Origin of the sequence: Haemophilus sp. CCUG 60358, from assembly GCF_001679485.1 — a bacterium.
In the GTDB taxonomy this organism is placed as follows: Bacteria; Pseudomonadota; Gammaproteobacteria; order Enterobacterales; family Pasteurellaceae; genus Haemophilus_D.
The window spans coordinates 37305-59096 of the sequence record NZ_LZOZ01000001.1 but is presented as its reverse complement, the minus strand read 5'-3'; the positions used below and the strand labels follow the sequence as shown (position 1 = coordinate 59096).

At 39.5% G+C, this 21792-nt stretch carries 20 protein-coding genes; 6 read left to right on the top strand and 14 right to left on the bottom strand.

Features of this window, described 5'->3' with window-relative positions:
* Window positions 1–136: 136 nt before the first annotated feature.
* Window positions 137–595, top strand: a complete 459-nt coding sequence (mgsA, locus tag A9500_RS00280; RefSeq protein ID WP_065243472.1) for a methylglyoxal synthase — start codon at window positions 137–139, stop codon at window positions 593–595.
* Window positions 596–666: 71 nt separating this feature from the next.
* On the opposite strand, the gene A9500_RS00275 is transcribed toward mgsA, so the two are convergent.
* Complete coding sequence (locus tag A9500_RS00275; RefSeq protein WP_065243471.1) at window positions 667–2172, bottom strand: YdgA family protein; 1506 nt, start codon at window positions 2170–2172, stop codon at window positions 667–669.
* Between the two features lie 269 nt (window positions 2173–2441).
* Between A9500_RS00275 and dnaK the strand changes: the two genes are divergently transcribed.
* The 3 genes from dnaK to dnaJ all read left to right on the top strand — a co-directional run bounded on the left by dnaK (window position 2442) and on the right by dnaJ (window position 7147).
* Window positions 2442–4343: a molecular chaperone DnaK gene (gene dnaK, locus A9500_RS00270; protein ID WP_065243470.1), complete on the top strand. Its 1902-nt coding sequence runs from the start codon at window positions 2442–2444 to the stop codon at window positions 4341–4343.
* A 258-nt stretch (window positions 4344–4601) separates the two neighbouring features.
* Entirely contained in the window at window positions 4602–5870 is a 1269-nt protein-coding gene (locus tag A9500_RS00265; RefSeq protein ID WP_065243469.1) for an O-acetylhomoserine aminocarboxypropyltransferase/cysteine synthase family protein, read from the top strand.
* Between the two features lie 140 nt (window positions 5871–6010).
* Window positions 6011–7147 carry a molecular chaperone DnaJ gene (dnaJ, locus tag A9500_RS00260; protein ID WP_065243468.1) on the top strand — a complete coding sequence of 379 codons (1137 nt, stop codon included), beginning with the start codon at window positions 6011–6013 and terminating at the stop codon, window positions 7145–7147.
* Between the two features lie 74 nt (window positions 7148–7221).
* Here the strand turns inward: dnaJ and modC are convergent, their stop codons facing one another.
* The 3 genes from modC to modA all read right to left on the bottom strand — a co-directional run bounded on the left by modC (window position 7222) and on the right by modA (window position 9839).
* The gene (gene modC, locus A9500_RS00255) at window positions 7222–8277 is read right to left on the bottom strand and encodes a molybdenum ABC transporter ATP-binding protein ModC (protein ID WP_065243467.1); all 1056 of its coding nucleotides are present in this window, start codon (window positions 8275–8277) and stop codon (window positions 7222–7224) included.
* Window positions 8264–8980, bottom strand: a complete 717-nt coding sequence (modB, locus tag A9500_RS00250; RefSeq protein WP_257005650.1) for a molybdate ABC transporter permease subunit — start codon at window positions 8978–8980, stop codon at window positions 8264–8266. Before modB ends, modC begins: the two co-directional genes overlap by 14 nt.
* A gap of 94 nt (window positions 8981–9074) precedes the next feature.
* A complete protein-coding gene (gene modA / locus A9500_RS00245; RefSeq protein WP_083180179.1) occupies window positions 9075–9839 on the bottom strand; it encodes a molybdate ABC transporter substrate-binding protein in 765 nt (254 codons plus the stop codon).
* A gap of 134 nt (window positions 9840–9973) precedes the next feature.
* Between modA and A9500_RS00240 the strand changes: the two genes are divergently transcribed.
* Window positions 9974–10741 (top strand): TOBE domain-containing protein, encoded by a 768-nt coding sequence (locus A9500_RS00240; protein WP_065243465.1) that lies wholly within the window; start codon window positions 9974–9976, stop codon window positions 10739–10741.
* A 51-nt stretch (window positions 10742–10792) separates the two neighbouring features.
* Here A9500_RS00240 and yfbR read toward each other — a convergent pair whose 3' ends face one another.
* The 9 genes from yfbR to A9500_RS00195 form a co-directional block, all read right to left on the bottom strand.
* A complete protein-coding gene (gene yfbR / locus A9500_RS00235) occupies window positions 10793–11389 on the bottom strand; it encodes a 5'-deoxynucleotidase (protein ID WP_049370236.1) in 597 nt (198 codons plus the stop codon).
* 6 nt (window positions 11390–11395) lie between these two features.
* Entirely contained in the window at window positions 11396–12418 is a 1023-nt protein-coding gene (gene degS, locus A9500_RS00230) for an outer membrane-stress sensor serine endopeptidase DegS (RefSeq protein WP_065243464.1), read from the bottom strand.
* Window positions 12419–12422: 4 nt separating this feature from the next.
* On the bottom strand, window positions 12423–13553 hold the full coding sequence (ribD, locus tag A9500_RS00225) for a bifunctional diaminohydroxyphosphoribosylaminopyrimidine deaminase/5-amino-6-(5-phosphoribosylamino)uracil reductase RibD (RefSeq protein ID WP_065243463.1): 1131 nt from the start codon (window positions 13551–13553) through the stop codon (window positions 12423–12425).
* Between the two features lies 1 nt (window position 13554).
* Window positions 13555–14004 (bottom strand): transcriptional regulator NrdR, encoded by a 450-nt coding sequence (gene nrdR / locus A9500_RS00220; RefSeq protein ID WP_005695670.1) that lies wholly within the window; start codon window positions 14002–14004, stop codon window positions 13555–13557.
* Window positions 14005–14081: 77 nt separating this feature from the next.
* The gene (recC, locus tag A9500_RS00215; RefSeq protein ID WP_065243462.1) at window positions 14082–17441 is read right to left on the bottom strand and encodes an exodeoxyribonuclease V subunit gamma; all 3360 of its coding nucleotides are present in this window, start codon (window positions 17439–17441) and stop codon (window positions 14082–14084) included.
* A 37-nt stretch (window positions 17442–17478) separates the two neighbouring features.
* Window positions 17479–17745 (bottom strand): DUF5374 domain-containing protein, encoded by a 267-nt coding sequence (locus A9500_RS00210; RefSeq protein ID WP_049383247.1) that lies wholly within the window; start codon window positions 17743–17745, stop codon window positions 17479–17481.
* Between the two features lie 13 nt (window positions 17746–17758).
* Window positions 17759–18445 carry a DUF2572 family protein gene (locus A9500_RS00205; RefSeq protein WP_065243460.1) on the bottom strand — a complete coding sequence of 229 codons (687 nt, stop codon included), beginning with the start codon at window positions 18443–18445 and terminating at the stop codon, window positions 17759–17761.
* Window positions 18442–19158: a type II secretion system protein J gene (locus A9500_RS00200; RefSeq protein ID WP_083180196.1), complete on the bottom strand. Its 717-nt coding sequence runs from the start codon at window positions 19156–19158 to the stop codon at window positions 18442–18444. Before A9500_RS00200 ends, A9500_RS00205 begins: the two co-directional genes overlap by 4 nt.
* Entirely contained in the window at window positions 19155–19673 is a 519-nt protein-coding gene (locus A9500_RS00195) for a prepilin-type cleavage/methylation domain-containing protein (RefSeq protein WP_065243458.1), read from the bottom strand. The genes A9500_RS00200 and A9500_RS00195 overlap by 4 nt, the downstream gene beginning before the upstream one ends.
* Window positions 19674–19873: 200 nt before the next feature.
* Here A9500_RS00195 and suhB point away from each other — a divergent pair, with 200 nt between their 5' ends.
* Window positions 19874–20674: an inositol-1-monophosphatase gene (gene suhB, locus A9500_RS00190; RefSeq protein WP_049355386.1), complete on the top strand. Its 801-nt coding sequence runs from the start codon at window positions 19874–19876 to the stop codon at window positions 20672–20674.
* Window positions 20675–20719: 45 nt separating this feature from the next.
* On the opposite strand, the gene bioB is transcribed toward suhB, so the two are convergent.
* A complete protein-coding gene (gene bioB, locus A9500_RS00185) occupies window positions 20720–21736 on the bottom strand; it encodes a biotin synthase BioB (protein WP_049374926.1) in 1017 nt (338 codons plus the stop codon).
* Window positions 21737–21792: the final 56 nt, after the last annotated feature.

Here is a 21792-nt window from a genome sequence, read left to right as displayed (position 1 = left end):
CCATACTTGTGATTAAAAGTGCGGTCATTTTTAAAGGATTTTTAGGTTTAAGTTAAAGCATACTTTATATATTGCATTCTCTACCCGCTTTGATCTAAAGTGTTCGTATGCTTTTGAGCTTTTTAGAGGACAAAATATGAACACGACAACTCGCCCAATCTTTTCTCATAAACGAATAGCGCTCGTTGCCCATGATAGCTGCAAACAAAACCTGCTCGATTGGGTAAAGAAACACAAAGATGCACTCGCTCCCCATCAACTTTATGCAACAGGTACAACTGGCCATCTATTGGAAAGAGAAACTAGACTCAAAATAGCCTCACTATTAAGTGGCCCGATGGGAGGCGATCAACAACTTGGTGGACTAATTGCTGAGAAAAAAATTGATATGATGATTTTCTTTTGGGATCCGATGAACGCGGCACCACATGATCCCGATGTAAAAGCCTTAATGCGTATTGCAACTGTTTGGAATATTCCAGTGGCAATCAATCAAAGCACCGCTGATTTTCTTTTAACATCAAGCTTATTTGAGCAAGAAATCAATATTGATATCCCTGATTATGACGGGTATTTAAAAGCTCGCTTGGATTAAAAGTTAAATAAGCTCAACCTAATAAAAAAGGAGATAAATTGCTTTATCTCCTTGTGATTGTTTAGCCGTTATTACTTAGCTTGCATTGCTGCGCCCATCATTAGCATAAATAACACGCCTTGAACCTGCTCTTCTGGAATCACTTGACCATTAAGTTTGAGTTCGCCTTTTTCAAGCACTAAGTTAAGCGTCACATTTTTATCATTATTCACCACAATATTTTGTGCTGCCGCTTGCTTAGCTTGCTCTTCAATTTGTGCTTTAATCAACGCTTTATCTGCTTCTGGATCTAATTGTGTCATAAGTTTTTCTGCAGTTGCTTTATCTACATGAATATTCACTGCAAAATCTGTAAACTGTTTATATAAACTCCCCGCCATTAAATCAAATTTCGGATCTTTCGCTAGCGCCACATTTAAATCTAATGACACTTTGCCTTGATCATCTGAAATTGACACAGGATTGAGTTTAATTTGAGGTTGATTATTAAAAATAGCCATACCATGATTTTCAACCCATGAACTTAAAATTTCAGATACCATTTCATCATTCACATTTTTATTATCATCTTTGACTGACTTGAAGACAGTGAAAACAGCTTCAATCAAAGCATTTACTGCGTTTGCTTCAATATGGTTTAATTCACTATTGTTAGTTAATTTCCCTAACTCTTTTCCATCTAACACGAATGAATCTACTGCACTTTCACTTTTTAAGTTTACAAAATCACCATTAAGTGAAATATCAGATGTGGCTTTTAAGCCTTTTTCAATAAGAGAGGTCGTTTTTCCAGCATAATCCGTGCTCGTCATTTCGAAGCTTTCAGTAGTATAAGAACCTTTCCCCGTATAAATATAAGCCCATTTTGTAGGATTGAATGAAGCGTCTAATTTCATGCCCTTCATCTTTGTTTTTACTGATTTAACCGCAGTAGTATCCTGGCTATCTTCCCCATCTACACTATTCGGTCCTAAATCAGCAGTCACTTCGTCTAAGGTCATGTCATATTTACCCGCACGATCTTTATCTACATCAAAACCAATATTGATATTTGACCACGCTATTTTATTTTGTGGAGAATTTGGATCTGTCACTTCCCCTGCAGCTAGTTCAACTTTACCTTTCGTTGCTAAGCTATAGCTAGTAGATGCCTGATATTGAATAGGCTTATCTGATTTAAGTAAATCAAATAAAGGTTGGGTTGTTTCATTTTTACCAATCACACCTTGTGCTGAAAACATCGTTGGCACAAAGTTGAATTTTTCTAACTGATTAAGCGGAAATGGACCATGATAAAGTTTCGTTGAAAATGGAATAGTGAAAGTCTCACCTTCTTCAGGTAAGGAAATCACGAGTTCATCTTCTACTTGAGAGGTAAATAAACCACGATCAAACTGTTTATTTTTATAAACAACCTTAAATGAATCAGATGAGCCTAAAGCCTGAGCTTGTTTATTTGCTAATTCAATTTGGCGTAAATATTCAGTTTGTGCTTTTTCCCCAGTAAACCAGGCCCCACCGACACCTACCGCACCGAGAGCCACAATCATACCTAATGCTACGACTGATTTTTTCATTTAGATTCCTTTGTTAAATTAATAGATGATTAAAATTGTCGGCAATTTACCACAAAACAAAAATTTTTTCTTATTTTTTCAAAATAATTTTATATTTCCCCCTTGAACTTTGTTCAGCTGGACTTATTTTGTAAAACAAGAACGGAAATGACCGCACTTTAAAAGGAAGAAAAAATTTAAATCTTACCTCTTGAAATGCGAAAAAGTATCCACATCTTATTCATCGTAACAATTTACAACGAATTTAAAATTTAATTAGGAGTAACAACATGGGAAAAATTATTGGTATTGACTTAGGTACAACAAACTCTTGTGTGGCAGTAATGGATGGTGATAAACCACGCGTAATTGAAAACGCAGAAGGTGATCGCACTACTCCGTCAATTATTGCTTATACAAATGATAACGAAATTTTAGTAGGTCAACCGGCAAAACGCCAAGCGGTAACCAACCCGAAAAATACTTTATTTGCAATTAAACGTTTAATCGGTCGTCGTTTTGACGATGCTGAAGTAAAACGTGATATCGACATTATGCCATTTGAAATCACCAAAGCAGACAACGGTGATGCATGGGTAAATGTAAAAGGTGAAAAACTTGCGCCTCCACAAATCTCTGCAGAAGTATTGAAAAAAATGAAGAAAACTGCGGAAGATTTCTTAGGTGAGCCAGTGACTGAAGCGGTAATCACTGTTCCTGCATACTTTAACGATGCTCAACGTCAAGCAACAAAAGATGCAGGTCGTATCGCAGGCTTAGAAGTTAAACGTATTATCAACGAACCTACAGCTGCAGCATTAGCTTACGGTTTAGATAAAGGTCAAGGCAACAAAACTATCGCCGTATATGACTTAGGTGGTGGTACATTCGACTTATCTATCATCGAAATTGATGAAGTAGGTGGCGAAAAAACCTTTGAAGTATTGGCAACCAACGGTGATACTCACTTAGGTGGTGAAGACTTCGATAACCGTGTAATCAACTACTTAGTAGATGAGTTCAAAAAAGAACAAGGCGTTGATTTACGTAATGATCCACTTGCAATGCAACGTTTAAAAGAAGCAGGTGAAAAAGCGAAAATTGAACTTTCTTCTGCACAACAAACTGATGTTAACTTACCTTACATCACTGCAGATGCGACGGGTCCTAAACACTTAAACATTAAATTAACTCGTGCTAAATTAGAATCTTTAGTAGAAGATTTAGTGGCTAAATCACTTGAACCTGTAAAAGTTGCATTAAACGATGCTGGCTTAAGTGCATCACAAATTGATGATGTTATCCTAGTGGGCGGTCAAACCCGTATGCCATTAGTACAACAAAAAGTAGAAGAATTCTTCGGTAAAGCACCTCGTAAAGATGTGAACCCGGATGAAGCTGTTGCTATCGGTGCAGCAGTTCAAGGTGGTGTATTAGCAGGTGATGTAACTGATGTCTTATTGTTAGACGTAACGCCATTATCTTTAGGTATCGAAACCATGGGTGGTGTGATGACTACCTTAATTGAGAAAAACACGACGATTCCAACTAAGAAATCACAAGTGTTCTCAACAGCAGAAGATAACCAAAGTGCAGTAACCATTCACGTGTTACAAGGTGAACGTAAACAAGCATCTGCGAATAAATCTTTAGGTCAATTCAACCTTGAAGGCATCAACCCTGCTCCACGCGGTATGCCACAAATTGAAGTAACCTTCGATATCGACGCTGACGGTATTATCCACGTTTCTGCGAAAGATAAAGGTACAGGTAAAGAACAACAAATCACCATCAAAGCCTCTTCAGGTTTAAGTGATGAAGAAATTCAACAAATGGTTCGTGATGCAGAAGCAAACGCTGAAGCAGACCGTAAATTTGAAGAATTAGTACAAGCTCGCAACCAAGCGGATCATCTTGTACACGCTACACGTAAACAATTAGAAGAAGCCGGTGATAAAGTTCCAACTGAAGATCGTGCAGCAATTGAAAGCGCATTAAGCGATTTAGAAACTGCGGCGAAAGGCGAAGATAAAGCAGCAATCGAAGCTAAACTTCAAGCGCTTGCAGAAGTTGCTCAAAAACTCGCTCAAGCGGCTCAACCACAAGGTGATGCACAACAAGCTCAAAGCAGCAGCAAACCAAATGATGATGTTGTTGATGCAGAGTTTGAAGAAGTGAAAGACAATAAATAATTTCACTTAAACCCAAATTGAAGGGCGTAGCGATACGCCCTTTTGGCATATTCATTAAACGAATATTTTTCCTGACTTTATTTGAAAGAGTAGAGTCAGAAAAAATCCAATTAGTAGGATAATTTACGTGAGTACTCTACCTAATAATTAGGTAGACGTTAATGTTGAGCATTTCCACATTACAAATCCAAAGTGTAAAAAACGTTATCAAAAACGACCGCACTTTACCCAAAACAAACACAACCAAAGGAAAAAACAATGAAATTCGAAACGAAATGCCTCCATGCTGGCTATAGCCCTAAAAACGGTGAGCCACGTGTTCAACCTATCGTACAAAGCACGACTTATACCTACGATTCTGCAGAAGAAATTGGCAAGTTATTTGATTTACAAGCTGCAGGTTATTTCTATACTCGCCTAGCAAACCCAACAACCAATGCTGCGGAAGAAAAAATTACAGCACTTGAAGGTGGCGTTGCAACAATGTGTACTGCTTCTGGTCAATCTGCGGTTTTCTACGCAATGCTGAATATTTTAGAAGCGGGCGATCACTTCATTTCCTCTTCTTATGTGTATGGCGGTTCCTATAATTTATTTGCCCACACATTCAAAAAAATGGGTATTGAAGTGACTTTTGTAGATCAAGATTTACCACTTGAAGAACTCAAAAAAGCAATCCGTCCAAATACAAAAGCGGTCTTTGCTGAAACTATTGCTAACCCTGCTTTACGAGTATTAGATATTGAAAAATTTGCTGCCTTAGCGAAAGCAGCAGAGGCGCCATTATTAATTGATAACACTTTTGCCACCCCCTATTTTTGTCGCCCAATCGAATTTGGCGCAAACGTGGTCATTCACAGCGCATCTAAATATTTAGATGGTCATGCTATTGCCTTAGGTGGATCCATTACTGATGGTGGTAACTTTAATTGGAATAACGGCAAATATCCGCAATTAAGCACGCCAGACCAAACTTATCATGGTTTAGTTTATACAGAAACCTTTGGCCCTGCGGCTTATATTGTCAAAGCACGTGTGCAATTAATGCGTGATTTAGGTGCTACTCCTGCCCCACAAAATAGTTTCTTGTTGAATGTAGGCATGGAAACCCTGGCTCTTCGCATGCAACGTCATTATGAAAATGCACAGACTGTGGCAGAGTTTTTAGAAAAACATCCGCAAGTCGCTAAAGTGAATTATCCTGGCTTACCGAGCTCACCAGATTACGCTCTCAAACAAAAATACTTACCGAACGGTTTGTGTGGTGTCATTTCCTTTGAGATTAAAGGTGACAAAGAAACCGCGGCAAAATGGTTAAACGCATTGCAAATGACTTCACGAGAAGTACACGTAGCCGATATTCGTACTTGTGCGTTACATCCAGCAACCTCAACGCACCGCCAATTAAATGAAGCTGAATTAGAAAAAGCGGGGATTTCTGCAGGACTTATTCGTCTCTCTTGCGGTATTGAAAATATTCAAGATATTTTAGCAGACTTAGAGCAAGCATTTGCAGCAGCAAAATAAGTCATAAATTAACGAATTTACCCTTGATATTTCTGACTTCGGCATTATTTTTATTCTTAGGTATGTTGTTAACGCAATACCATACAATAACAAAATAAAATTTTTTAAATTTATATTTTTAAACGGAAAACGAAAACATTATGGCAAAGAAAGATTATTACGACGTTCTTGGTGTTGAACGTGGCGCAGATGAAAAAGCAATTAAACGTGCTTACAAAAAGCTCGCCATGCAATATCACCCTGATAGAACCAAAGGTGATAAAGCCAAAGAAGAAAAATTTAAAGAAATCCAAGAAGCCTATGAAATTTTAGGTGATAAAGAAAAGCGTGCCGCTTACGATCAATATGGTCACGCAGCCTTTGAACAAGGCGGCATGGGAGGCGGCGACTTCGGTGGCGGATTCAGCGGTGCTGATTTCGGTGATATTTTTGGTGATATGTTTGGCGATATCTTCGGCGGTGGCGGACGTGGTCGTCAACGTGTAGTACGCGGTGAAGATTTACGTTATGACATCCAAATCACGTTAGAAGAAGCCGTAAAAGGTACAACCAAAGATATCCAAATCAATACACTTGCTCACTGTGATAGCTGTGATGGCTCTGGTGCAGAAAAAGGATCGAAAGTTGAAACATGTCCAAGCTGTCATGGTTCTGGTCGTGTTCGTCGTCAACAAGGTTTCTTCGTAACTGAAACGGTTTGTCCTACTTGTCATGGTTCTGGTAAGAAAATTGAAAAGCCATGTAAAAGCTGCCATGGCGAAGGTCGTGTTCATAAGAAGAAAAACCTTTCTGTTAAAATCCCAGCAGGTGTGGATACCGGCAACCAATTACGTTTAAGCGGTGAAGGTGCGGCTGGCGAAAATGGTGCACCAGCAGGCGATTTATATGTGGTGATTCACGTTAAAGAACATCATATCTTTGAACGTGATGGAAACAACCTCTACTGCGAAGTGCCAATCAGTTTCTCAATGGCAGCGTTAGGGGGGGAAATTGAGGTCCCAACCTTAGACGGTAAAGTGAAACTCAAAATTCCTGCGGAAACCCAAACAGGCAAACTATTCCGTATGCGTGGTAAAGGGGTGACCTCTACACGTAGCGGCTACGCAGGCGATCTCATTTGTCGAGTAGTAATTGAAACACCGGTAAACTTAAATAAAGAACAAAAAGAATTATTAGAAAAACTGGAAGAAAGTTTGAAAGGGCAAAAATCTCATAGCCCGAAATCTTCAAGCTTTTTAGACGGTGTGAAGAAATTCTTTGATAACTTAGGTAAGTAAGCCTAAATAGAAAGTGCGGTCAATTTTAAAACTATTTTGAAATTGACCGCACTTTTATTTTATAAGCAATGATTTTACACGACAGAAATGGCTTTTATTTGTACATAAACATCCATGCTTTGAGCAAAATGTAATTCATTAAACGCCCATTTACTGATACTTGCCCAAACTTTATGCCCTTCTACCAATACCGCAATATCAATGCGATTCTCTTGCGGAACAATTTGTACAATTTGCCCACGTAAGATATTACGAATACTCGTTTGTTCTGGTTTGCTGAGAGTGAGTGATACATCGGAACTATAAATACAGACGCGCACTTTTTCATTCGCTTGATGATGCACTTCGTTAATCCAAAGCTGTTGTTCGCCTAAAGAAAGTGCGGTCATTTTATAGGTTGGATTATGCAAATAGACAGGCAACGCCAACACACTACTCTGCTCCGATTCACCTTTCCAAGGGGCAAATAACGGACTGTTCCAGACATTTTCTAAGGTGTCATAGGCTTTCACTTTGCCATTTTCCATCAGCACAACGCGATCGGCCAAACGTAATAATTCGTCCAAACTGTGCGTCACATATAAAATCGGCACATTAATTTCTTTGGATAGACTTTCCAAATATTGCATGAGCTCACGTTTACGAGGCACATCTAAAGCAGAAAGCGGTTCATCCATTAGCAAAATATCAGGATCCGTTAATAAGGCTCGCCCAATCGCCACACGTTGTTTTTCTCCGCCTGATAAAGTAAGCGGATAGCGTTTGAGCAACGGTTCAATACCAAGTAGCTGGACAATATAGTCAAAATCTTCACGACTGACATGCTTCATGCCATAACGCAAATTACCTTTGACATTGTAATGCGGAAATAAACGAGCATCTTGGAATACATAACCAATTTTGCGTTGGTGCACAGGGAGATTCTCACCGTTCTCCACATCGACCAAAGTGCGGTCATTTAAACGAATAAATCCTTGATCGGGATGAGTTAAACCACTCACTAAATTAATCAATGAGGTTTTACCCGAGCCTGACAAACCAAAAATAGCCGTCACACCTTGAGTTGGCAATTGCAGATCCGCACGTAAGGTCAGGCGACCTAATTGTTGTTGTACATTAATGTGTAGCATCGCCCTGCCCCAATTTTTTCTGCATCCGTTTACTTAAGGCTTCGGAAAGCAATAAAGAAATTAATGAAAGGATCACCGCAAATAAGCAAAGTCGTGCAGTTTGTGCTTCCGCGCCAGGTGTTTGGATGAATGAATACATCGCTAAAGGAATAGTTTGAGTTTCCCCCGCAATATTGGAAACGAAAGTAATGGTTGCGCCAAACTCACCTAAAGAGCGTGCAAACCCTAATACTAAACCCGCTAATACACCAGGTAGAGAAAGGGGTAAAGTAATCGTGAAAAAAACTCGCCAAGGTGAAGCGCCAAGCGTTTGTGCAGCTTGCTCTAATTTAAAATCAATACTTTCCAAGGAAAGACGAATCGCCCGCACGACCAATGGAAATGCCACTACTGCAGAAGCTAATACCGCCCCCTTCCAGCTAAAGCCAAAGGATAAGCCAAACCATTGATATAAATACTTGCCGATAAAACCGTTACGCCCCATGGCGACTAATAATAAATAGCCGATTACCACCGGCGGTAGCACCAAAGGCAGATGAATAATCCCTGTGATTAGCGACTTACCGTAGAATTCTTTACGAGCCAGCAACCAAGCGATAAAAATTGCGAAGGGCAAACTCCAAAGCATAGAATTCAATGCGACACTCATGCTTAAGTGAATCGCATCCCATTCCATCGGGCTTAATTGAAACCAAGAGAGCAAAATATTTCCTTGTGTATATATCGATATGACGAAATTTCTTTAGAGATAACAAAAAGGACAGTTTCCTGTCCTTTCTTTATAAAGTCTGAGCTCATTATTTCACAGAGAAACCATATTCAACAAATATTTTTTTCGCTGCACTTGATTCTAAGTAATTAAGGAAATCACGGGTATCCGCATTGTCATGATCTTTTAAAATCGCAACCGGATATTCAACCGGTTTATAACTGTCTTTCGGGAATACACCTACTGCTTTCACGTCTTTACTCACTTTTGCATCAGTGCTATACACGATACCATAAGGGGCTTCAGCGCGTTCAACTAAAGCTAACGCACCACGCACGTCTTTCGCACGCGCTAATTTATCTTTGACTTGATCCCATAAATTCAATTTCGTTAATGATTCTTCTGCATATTGTCCTGCAGGAACATGCGCAGGATCACCCACGGACAAATAACTGTCTTTTAAGCCTTTAATCCATTCACCTTTAGCAATATCCACTGAATTAACCGCACTTTTAGCCGGCGCAATCAACACTAATTCATTGCCTGCTAATACTTTTTCCGTTTCTTTTACAGTGAGATTTTTATCTGATAAATATTTCATCCATTTGTTGCTAGCTGAAATAAATAAGTCTGCAGGTGCACCTTCTTCAACTTGTTTTGCAAGGGTAGAAGAAGAAGCAAAAGAGAAAACCACGGTATTATTTGGCTTTTCAGTTTGGTATTGATCCGCAATTTGTTGTAACGCATCAGTCATTGAAGCTGCTGCAAACACAGTCACTTTTGCTGATGCCGCAAAAGATACGCCCATGCCTGCAATTAAAAGTGCGGTTGCAAATTTAGTTAATTTCATTATTTATCTCCTATATAAATGAAACTATATATAAAAAAATATACTACGAGTGAATTATAACTTGAATTTTTAAATAAGCATACAGAAAAACTTAAAGATCAAGTAAAATAGACAGAATTGTGTATTAGGAGGAGATGATGAAACAAACTGAAATTTTACTAACGATCAAACTTCATCAAGAATTATTTATTGATCCAAAACGTGTTCGCCTCTTAAAAGAAATTAAAGAATGTGGCTCAATCAACCAAGCGGCCAAAAATGCTAAAGTGAGCTATAAAAGTGCTTGGGATCACCTTGAGGCAATGAATAAAATCAGCCCCAAACCGCTTTTAGAACGTAATATCGGTGGGAAAAATGGGGGCGGCACTTCATTAACTACTTATGCTGAGCGTTTGCTGCAGCTTTATGATTTGCTCGAACAAACACAAGAGCACGCGTTCCATATTCTGCAAGATGAGACGATCCCGTTAAACAGCCTTCTTTCAGCAACAGCAAAATTCTCCTTACAAAGTAGCGCTCGCAATCAATTTTTCGGTAAGGTGGCAAGCCAACATATTGTGGATTCCCGCTGCATTGTTGCAGTAAATATTCAGGATTTAGCTTATCCATTACATGTTTCGATCACCATGCGCAGCGCTGAGCGTCTCAGACTCATTACTGAAAAAGAAGTGATGGTCATGTTTAAAGCCCCTTGGGTGAAAATTAGCTCTACCCCATTAGAAGAAAAAAATAACCTCTTCCAAGCAACAATTCTTTCAATGCAGAATGAAGAAGCAATTCTACAAATAAAGGACAGTTCAATTGAATTTTGTGCGAGTATTCATAGCAAAGATGGTTGGAAAGTGGGGCAAGAAGTGTGGTTACACGTAGATCCTGAACAGATTATTTTGGCAACATTGAAATAATCCAAGAAATAAAAAGTGCGGTCAAAACTCACCGCACTTTTTTATTTTCGCTTATAACGCGATCTCATCAATCGAACGCCCAAAACTCGGCAAAAAGACCTGTAAAAAATAATCCATTTCTTGACTGTGCCATTGTTCCATTAAATTTTCTAAGCGTTTTTTCGCTGTTTTAAATTCATGGTTACCATGCTCTAATTCAAATTGAGCTTTAATATAGGCACAAATCAAATCCGCTTGTTTTACTATATGCTTTTCTTCAGGGCTAAATTGCTCGCTATCTAAATATGGCGCGAAACTGTCTTGTAATTCTGTCGGGAGCAAACTAATTAAATGCAATTCTGCAGCCGCTTCAATATCTTTGTAAGCATGAGTAATTTCAGAATTGAAATACTTAATTGGGGTCGGCAAATCTCCAGTAAAAATTTCAGAAGTGTCATGATACATTGCCATCACCGCAATACGCTCAGGATTCACTTCCCCACCAAAAAATTGATTTTTAATAATGGCTAAGGCTTGTGCCACAAAGGCAACTTGCAGACTATGCTCTGCCAAGTTTTCCTTTTCAATATTGCGCATCAATGACCAACGCTGAATTAAGCGAAGACGATCTAAACAGGCAAAAAAGTGACTGGTTTTAACTTCCACAATATATCCTTAGTTAGATGGTAACTCTTCAATAACCACAGGGAGATCAATCACTTTACCTAAGCGAGAAACAGTAACAATAACTTCTGTATTCGGTTTAGTATCACTAATAATTTGCATCATGTCACGAATAGATAAGTTATCTTGTTTATTTAAACGTAAAATCACATCACCGACTTGGATGCCTGCTTTAGCGGCAGGACTATTCGCTGTCACACCGGTAATCACAATACCACCGTTTGAATTAGCGGTGATTTCACTTTGTACCCCAAAATAACCACGAATCACGCGACCATCGCGAATAATTTTATACAATACATCGTTTGCAATACTGATTGGAATCGCAAAATTTAACCCTTCTGCAATTTCATTAGCTGTTTTACCAATACTTAACGTGCTGATCCCCACTAATTCGCCAGCTGAGTTAATCAATGCACCACCAGAGTTACCACGGTTAATTGATGCATCTGTTTGAATAAAGTTTTGACGACCTAAAGAATCCCCTACGGCACTACGTCCTACCGCACTGATAATCCCTTGTGACACACTTTGACCAAGGTTATACGGGTTACCAATAGCCAGAGCAATATCCCCCACTCGTACTTGGCGTTCATTATTTTGTGGAATCGTCGAAAGATTGGTTGCTTTAATTTTTAATACTGCAAGATCCGTCAAATTATCCGAACCAATTAAATTTGCTTCATAAATATTGCCGTTTTGCAAAGCGACTACAATTTGATCAGCATTTTGAATAACGTGTTTATTGGTGAGAATATAACCGTCTTTGGTCATAATCACGCCAGAACCTAAGTTATTTACCTGTAATTGTTCGCTATCATTAATGCTAGCAGAAGAAAAAGATCGATTGTACACATTCACCACGGCTGGAGAAGCAATTCTCACGGCACTGTTGAAAGACACGATATCATCAGCAGAGAAAAGGCTGCTGTTATTGAGCTTAGGAACGGCAAATAAAATAACACCTGCCGCAGCAAGCCCCCAAAGGGCGGAGTGGAAAAGTTTTTTAAGCATTTTTTTATTCTTTTATTAATAAGTTAGGTAAATAACTGAGCTTTAAATCATCCCCAATTCTTTCACATTCTTGCAGTTGCCACAATGGGGCATCCGCAAGTTTTTCCAAATGCGAAAGTTGGCATAATCCTCGAGCTTTATCTCCCAAGAGTTTCGGGGCAACATAAATGATTAATTCATCTACAGCATGTTGTTCAATCAAGCTACCCGCTAAATGGGCGCCCGCTTCTACCCAAACAGAATTCACTTGTCGCTTACCTAATTCTATCATCAATAGATCTAAATCATAGTTTTCTGGCAGTAGAATTTGCTCACAGAAATCAGGGAATACAGACATATCTCGTGGAATTGAACCCACAAGCCAAACTGGCGAATAGGTATGGAATAATTGATGGCTTGGCTGAACTCGATTTTGAGAATCTAAAATAACACGAATAGGCTGACGCACAGTCTCTTCGGCATATTCCGCTTTTAAATCATCAGGGAATTGATTCCAACGCACGTTCAAGTTTGGATCATCAGCTAATACGGTAGCGCTAGTTGATAAAAGTGCGGTCGCTTTGGCTCGCATTTTTTGTACATCTGCACGAGCTGCTTCACCTGTGATCCACTTGCTTTCACCGCTCGCCATGGCTGTTCGACCATCTAAACTCATGGCTAATTTTAGTTGCACATAAGGCTTGCCGGTTCGCATACGTTTGAGAAAACCTTTATTTAAGGCTTCTGCTTGTTCATTCAGTAAATTGACCGCAATTGGTATGCCTGCATCGGCTAACATTTTTAAGCCCTTACCTGCCACTTGCGGATTAGGATCTGCCATGGCCGCTACTACTCGACTGACTCCGGCTTCAATTAACCCTAATGCACAAGGCGGTGTACGTCCATAATGAGAACAGGGCTCAAGCGTCACATAAGCCGTTGCGCCTTTCGCTTTCTCACCGGCATCGGCCAACGCCACACGTTCTGCATGAGGCTGACCGGCTTTAAAATGAAACCCTTTCCCGACAATTTCACCGTTCTTAACTAACACACATCCTACGGACGGATTCGGTGCGGTGGTGTACTGCCCTTTTGCCGCAAGCTCAAGAGCCAGTTGCATAAATTTCACGTCATCAGGGGAAAAGGTGTCACTCATATTAATCCTTTAAGCTTTCAATTTCTTTGGTGAATTCATTGATATTATCAAAGCTCAAATAAACGGACGCAAAACGGATATACGCCACTTTATCTAATTCTTTCAGCTCATTCATGGCTAATTTACCCACGAGATGACTTGGCACTTCGCGCTCACCTGTCGCACGTAATTGGATAATAATATGGCTGATGGCTTTTTCCACATCATCCGAACTTACAGGGCGTTTTTCTAACGCATGTTGAATACCGCTACGCAATTTATCTTCATTAAACGGCTCGCGTGACCCATCATTTTTAATAATTTTTGGCACCACTAATTCGGCCGTTTCAAAGGTGGTAAAGCGTTCATGACAATTCCCGCATTCCCGACGACGACGCACTTGATACCCATCAGAAACCAAACGGCTGTCAATCACCTTAGTTTCTTCAGTTGAACAAAACGGACAACGCATTTTAGCTCCTTTTCAAAATCATTCTTAGGTCAATATCTTATCAAAAATCCAAGATCTTTTCGATCTGAAGATCCGCGTTAAGTCAACATTTCTCCAAACCAGGATGTGGTTTGTTTCACTAACTGCAAAAGACCATCCTGCGATTTAAATTGTTCTGTTTGCCCCAAAACCCTTGCCCAATAAGGATCGGCTTTTCTATAACTATAGTTATCATCTTTCGCAAGGGATTCAATATTCGTTAAAACATTGTCAAAATTGACCGCACTTTCATCTTTTTCAATAAACTTCGCTATATTTTCCGTTGGAATGAGCTGAATTTGTTGCTGGCTTTGTAAATAAGCCTCGACATACATTTTCAGTTTCTCAAGTGCGGTTGATTTTTCTATTGTTTTTAATGTTAAATTCTTATCTTTAGCGATAATGCGTGGTGGCAGTGCGTTCTCTTTTGTCGCCAGTTGAATGAGATAATAAAGCCATGGGCGAATGCGATAACGATCTTTATATTTTGCAAATCGCCATTCGATTATCTGATTTTCATCGCCAAATAATGGCTCCATATAGCCAAACAAGCGAATATTGCCTTGTGCCGTTTCCACCACAAAATCGACACTCTCACTATGTGGTGAAGAATAATCCTTAATTTTCTCTTTAAAAGCCAATACATCAGCACGAATGGATTGCGCGCAGACTTCCGCAAACTCGCCGCGTGGCATGATGCCTTTCACTCGCTGTTTGGCAAAATAATCGTTAAATTGCGCTTCCTCTAAATGCAATAACTCATTACTAATGTGATAATGATCCAAACCATTTAACGTGAAGTTTTCACTTTCTTCAATGCGATCGTCTTCATCTCGAAAATACACGCCAAGCTGCTTTTCAAAAAAGAACTTCACTGGATTTTCAACAAAACTCACAAAACGATCGAGCTCAATTTCCGTTATTGGCGCTTGATTTTCGCTCATCGGCACAACAAATTCATGACATTTTCGTTCTTGGAATTGGGCAATCGGCAACCATTTTTTCGCAAAAGAGCGGTTAATTTCTCCTTCATTTTGGAAATTGCTTGGACTAAATGCCGTCATTGGATGTTGTTCAATTCTCAAGCCATTGTCTGAATAATGATTAATATAATCAACCAACTGGCTCACCAATACTGAAGGTTCTTTAGGTTGATTATCAATAATCGAACAGCCCACATAACTCACATAAAAATGAGATCTTGCGGCCAGCAAGGCTTCAAGGAATAAGTAACGATCATCATCTCGACGAACACGATCGCCTTTTTGATGATGATATTGCATCAAGTCAAAACTATTTGGTGTATGACTGCGTGGGTAATCTGCCTCATTCATCCCAAGCAAACACACCACTTTGAAAGGAATAGAACGCATTGGTAAAAGCGTGCAGAAATTCACTTTCCCCGCTAAGAAACGAAGGCTGTTTGGTGTTTCTTCTAAACGTGCAGACATCACTTCCGCAATCACATCCGCTTGCAAAGTTTCTTCAAAATTGACGGTCTGCAAATCATCTGCAAAGACATTGATACAATCTTGAATATAAAATAAGGTATCCGCGGTTTCTTCATTTTGCACAAAGAAATCCGTCAAAAGTGCAGTCAATTTTTCACGCCATTTTTCAATATTGTGTGCCTTTTGCAAATCTTGATGCCATTTATTTAAAGCCGTAAAAAATTGATTCACCGCACCGACTAATTGCCCCTTCAATCCATAGCTACTATCAAGTCCAAGACTGTCTTGCCAAACGCCTTGCTCTTCACGCATCGCATAACCTAAGGTCATACGTTCAAGCCCCGCCTGCCACGCATTAAAATTCAGTGTATTCTGCAATTTTTCCAAACCAAAGCGAATACCCGACTCTTTCACCCATTCACGTATTTGTTCGAGATCGGCAAGGGCAATATTAAAACGTTCACGGATAGCGGGAATATCCAATAAAGCCAGTACTTCTTCCGCGCCAAACTGACTTTCTCTTAAATTTAACAGAGAAAGATAGCTTGATACGATCACATCACTTTCAGACAATTTACTGTCCGAAATTGAGAACGGAATAACGGGTGCGTCCACACTATTCGCACCAAAGACAGCCTGAATATAAGGCGTGTATTGATTAACATCGGCCACCATGACCACCACATCTTTTGGTGTAATCTGTTCTTCTTTTGGCTTATGCTGATTTTGATTGAATAAATCCAACAAATAATCATGCAGCACTTCAACTTCTCGCATCGCGCTATGGCAAGATTTCACGACCAAAGAGCGGTCATTTTTCGCGACATTTAATGCACCATGACTTAACGTTAAAATTTGATTTTGGATCTGCCCTAACAACGTTTTTTCGGGAAGTTCTGCATAGTAATCACGGGAAATAGCTTGAATATTCTCCTCATCACGCACTAATTGGTAGAGAAAATCCCGTCCCATTTTTCCCCAAGAGGCTAAAAGCGGATTCCCGCTGAACAATTCTTCTTGTTGATTAGTGTAATCAAGGTCGGCAGGTTCCCATGACACTTGCTCGGCTGAAATTAAAGGCTTCACATCATCACTTGCTTGCACGAAACGCTGTCTTTCTAATAAATAAGATTTACTCAGATCTCGCAAGTCGCCCCAGTATTCTTGACATGGATTATTAAAGAATAAATGCACATCTGTTTTAGCTGAAATACCTTGGAAAATATTGAGATAAACTGTTGGCAATGCTGGAATACCAAAAATAAAAATACGTTCTGGTAAGTTGAGTGTCGCATTGGGATCACGACATAATGCTAAAAATTGTTGATTGAGTGCAGCACGATGTTTTGCTTTTCCACCGAAATCACGTTGAACATCATCCACCAAGGCTCGCCATAAAATTCCCTGCCAGTGAATATTGCCTTTAATTTGAGAAAGAAAGGTAGGATTTAATGCCGAAAGCTCCTGCTTTTGCTGATTAATTTGAGCCAAGATCTTTTCATCGTTATTTTCTTCCCATGCGGCAATCCATTCGGGACGATAGACGAGATATTGGTCAAATAAATCGGCAACTTTTAGGCTTAATTGATAAAGTTTTTGCTGTTCTGATGCAGGTGAAGACGCTAAATATTTTTTTAATGGTTCAAATTCTTTTTGCTGTAAAAAAGTAGGGATTAATCGCATTAATCGCCATAACGTTGAATCTTTTTCAAAAGGGTTTTGCGTAGAAACATTCGGCAAATTATCGGCGTAAAGTTTCCAAATAAAACTGGAAGGCATGGGGAATTGAAAATTCGCTGCAACACCGCGTTTTTTCGCAATTTCCATTTGTAACCATTGTGCCATACCAGGGCTTTGCACCAACACAATGTCAGATTGAAACGGATCATCTTGCGGTAAATTTTCCAACAGCGAAACTAAAATATCTTTTTGAATTTCTGGTTGGTTTGAATAATAAGTAACGAACAAAGTAACGCCCTTTTGAAAGCAAAAACAATGCGTTATTTTACTCGGTTTTCAATAAAAATTCACCTTGAGGATAGCGTATATTCACTTGATGATGACTGCATTGAATTGCAAATTGAATGCCATTTTGTTCTACGCTATTTTCACAAGACAAGCCTAAAAACTGACGTTGAGCCTGATTTTCAGCAATTTGAATCGCCTGAAATTCTTGAAAAATTCTGACCGCACTTTTCCGTTGCTCACTCGTCCATCGGTTAAAGATCAAAAATAATCCGCTGAAAATCGATAAGGCTAATAAAAGTGACATTAACGACATGCCTTTATTCACTTTGACCTTGCGCACTTAAATCACTCCAGCTTTTATTCACCAAACGCCATTGGCTATATTCTTGTACAAGTTTTGTCACCACGGTTTTACCGTAAGCCACCGTCACGCCCTCCTCTAACTTAAGCGAACCACCTGTAATCACTGCACCGCTAATTCGCCCTTTGCCGGTTAAAGTTAAATCCCCTTCTGCTAACAAAATGCCACTCACATTCCCTTTAACTTCTAATTGGTTTTGCGTTATCCAATACACTTGTAGTGTTTTTTGAGCAGTTAAAGTAGTATCTACTTTCACAAAGTGCGGTTGAAAATCAGCTTGTTTTTCGCTGGAAATAAAATCTCGCAGCATATTTTCATTAATGCCTTTTGTGGGCGATTTCTTAAATAACTCTGCTCGTTTACACCAAACAGAATAGGCTACTTTATCCTCTGCCCCATTAGACTCGAAAAAGACTTGTTTCACTTTTTCAGCACCATTTAAAGGCAAGTTTTGGCAAATATGTTTTTGTTGCTGCTGACTGATTTTCTGTAACGCAAGGCTTTGTTCTACATAATATTTTCGCTGACTCATTTGAGCTCGAAAAAACGCAAAGATCTGTTCATCAAATAATAAGATCAGCGCCAATAAGCCTGAAAGTAAAATCAGTGCCGTCAGTGTCACCATCCCTTTTTTCATGATCATTCTTCTTGATTTAATAAAGGCACCACAAGCGAAGTTTCATATTGAATATGCTTATGTGTTGCAAGATTTCCCGCGAGTTTGATTTCAATCCCTTTCCCTGCCTTTAACCAATCAAAACGTAATTGAGAGATCTCAAACTCTTTTTCATCCAATAAATCAGTCCATCCACCACCAGCGTTACAAGTAGATTGTGCTAAGGCTCTCTGACACTCTGCCGAGCGACAATCTGCATTTACTGCATTTTTGTAGGTTTGTTTGGTTTCGATCATTTTCCCGTTAAGTTTGTAACCAAATAGCTCTTTTTCGATATTTTTCGCCACATTTTTAACACCATTTACGCAGGTATTTTTTGTGTATTTTTCACCAATACAACCATTGCTATTCAAATCATAAAAAAACAAAACACAACTATTTGACGGGGCATTGTCTGCTTGAGCAATGGTTATTGCAGTGCCCTTTTCATCCAATTCAAATAAAGCCAGATTATCCTCGATGAGTTTTTGGTTTGCGCTCCGAAAGCCTACGCGACGCAAATCTTTCCCGATGAGTTGAATTGTACGTTGTAATTCCGTTTGTAGTTTGAGTTGTAACATTAAACGCTGATTCTGCTGTTGAGTTTGGGCATAAAATTGTGCAACCAATAGCAATAATAAAGCGGATAAGCCAAGTGAAATCAACAAACTCACCAATGTTTCGCCTTTTAATGGTTTCATCTTGTACATGCACTCGCCGCTTGATCAGACTTTAATTTAATACTGCCTACATTGAAAAAAGAGAACAATGTACGATGCTCTTCAGCCTGTAACATAAAACAATTCGTTTCCATGGTATTTCTTGCTCCATTAAATTTCACCGCCACTTCTGACGGATATAATTTAGGGCCTATAAGCATCGTTTTTCCTTCAAAATAAGGATAGTAAAAATGTGCATAAAGGTTTTTAGGACAATCCTGGGGATGAAAACAATCACAAAAATGATCGCTTTTTACTTGAGCAGTGATACACCAACGCTGATTCGCCCTATCTTGATTGGCCAAAATAAACCAAATTGCCGATGAGTTTTCTGCCCTCGCTTGAATATTACGTAAGAAAAAATAAAGCCGTTGTTGCTCTTTTTCGAGAAAATATTTGGGATCGTTTTTCTGCCATTTGGGTAATGCAAACGTCAACGTTAAGCTTAAAATAAATAATACAATCAAGGTTTCTAATAAGGTTATCCCTTTATACATAAAATGCCTTCTTTTTTGACCGCACTTTAAAATTCCTTAAGAAGAAAGCCAAATTTGCTACTTTATTTTTGCGATACTGATCGCAAATTTCCTTTAAAAAACGGGAAAAACCGTGAATTAAACATTTTCAACTGGCTATTTACTAAAACTCCCTTATAATAGGCGACCTATTTATCTGTTCTTTAAAATCTGGTGGAAATATGAACCCAATGTTAAATATCGCTATTCGTGCGGCACGAAAAGCGGGCAACGTGATTGCTAAAAACTATGAGCGCCGTGATGACATCCAAACAAGTAAAAAAGGTATTAATGATTATGTGACCAGCGTCGATAAAGCCGCTGAAGCTGAGATCATTGAAATCATTCAAAAATCTTATCCTGATCACACAATTATCAGTGAAGAACGTGGTGCATTAGAAGGCAAAGACAGTGATATTCAATGGGTGATTGATCCACTAGATGGCACAACCAACTTCGTAAAAGGTTTGCCACATTTCTCCGTTTCTATTGCTATCCGTGTAAAAAACCGTACCGAAGTGGGTGTGGTTTACGATCCTATTCGTAATGAATTATTCACTGCTGTGCGTGGTGAAGGCGCAAAATTAAATGAAGTGCGTTTACGTGTAGATAGTCAAAATGAACTTAACGGGGCGATTTTAGCCACTGGTTTCCCATTCAAACAACCAAGCTTGATGCCTACTCAATTTGCGATCATGAATAACTTAATTGATGAAGCAGCCGATTTCCGTCGTACGGGTTCTGCCGCATTAGACCTTTGCTATGTGGCATCCGGTCGCGTTGACGGTTATTTTGAAATGGGGTTAAAACCTTGGGATTGCGCAGCGGGTGATTTAATCGTGCGTGAAGCGGGCGGTTTAGTATGTGATTTCAATGCGGGTCACGGCTATTTACGCTCAGGCAATATCGTGGCTGCACCAGCACGTATTTTAAAAGAAATGCTAAATAAAATTCAGCCTTGCTTAACCGAACAAGTTAAGTAAGCCTCAAACAAAAGTGCGGTAGATTTCACCGCACTTTTTTTATGACTAATTTCTGTCGAGTGGCTTTCTATTTTCTTCCGTTTCCGGCTCAAGATCCAATTTAGCCATAAGAAGTTGATCGCCATCTTCTTCTGGGTTGCCTGTCACTAACAATTTGTCACCATAGAAAATGGAATTCGCACCCGCCATAAAGCACATCGCTTGCATTTCTTCACTCATGCCTTGACGACCAGCAGAAAGACGAACATAACTTTTCGGCATGGTAATACGCGCCACCGCAATAGTACGAACAAACTCTGTCCAATCTAAATCAGCTGCATCAGCCATTGGCGTGCCTTCCACTTTCACTAATTGGTTAATCGGCACTGACTCCGGCTGAGGATCAAGATTTGCCAAACTTGCAATAAGGCCTGCTCGCTCTTTACGGGTTTCATTCATACCCACAATACCACCACAGCAAACTTTCAAACCGGCATGACGCACTTTTCCTAATGTGCTTAAACGATCATCAAAACGGCGCGTGCCAATGACATTGTGATAATTCTCTGGCGCGGTATCTAGATTGTGGTTGTAATAATCCAATCCTGCATCTTTTAACTCTTCCGCCATACCATCCTGTAGTAAGCCAAAAGTACCGCACGTTTCTAAGCCAATATCTTTTACCGCACGAATAATCGCTGTCACTTTTTCCATATCTTTAGGCTTAGGACCACGCCATGCTGCGCCCATACAAAAACGTCCTGCACCACGTGCTTTCGCAATTTTGGCTTTTTCGACAATTTCATCAATATCCAAGATCTGCTGATTTTGTACACCTGTTTGATAACGCGCTGATTGAGGACAATAGCCACAATCCTCTGGACAACCACCCGTTTTAATCGACATCAACGTCGATAACTGTATCGCGCCAGGGTTGAAATGCTCTCGATGCACTTGAGCTGCACGATAGACTAATTCTAAAAAAGGGGTTTCAAATAGCGCTTCGACTTTACAAACAGACCAATACTCTACTGAAGGATGCGGTGTAATGGATGAAAGCTGTACTACATTTGTTGTGGTCATTATATTTTCCTCGTTTAAGCAACGTTGCTTTTATTAAGTTGAGCATATTACTCTGC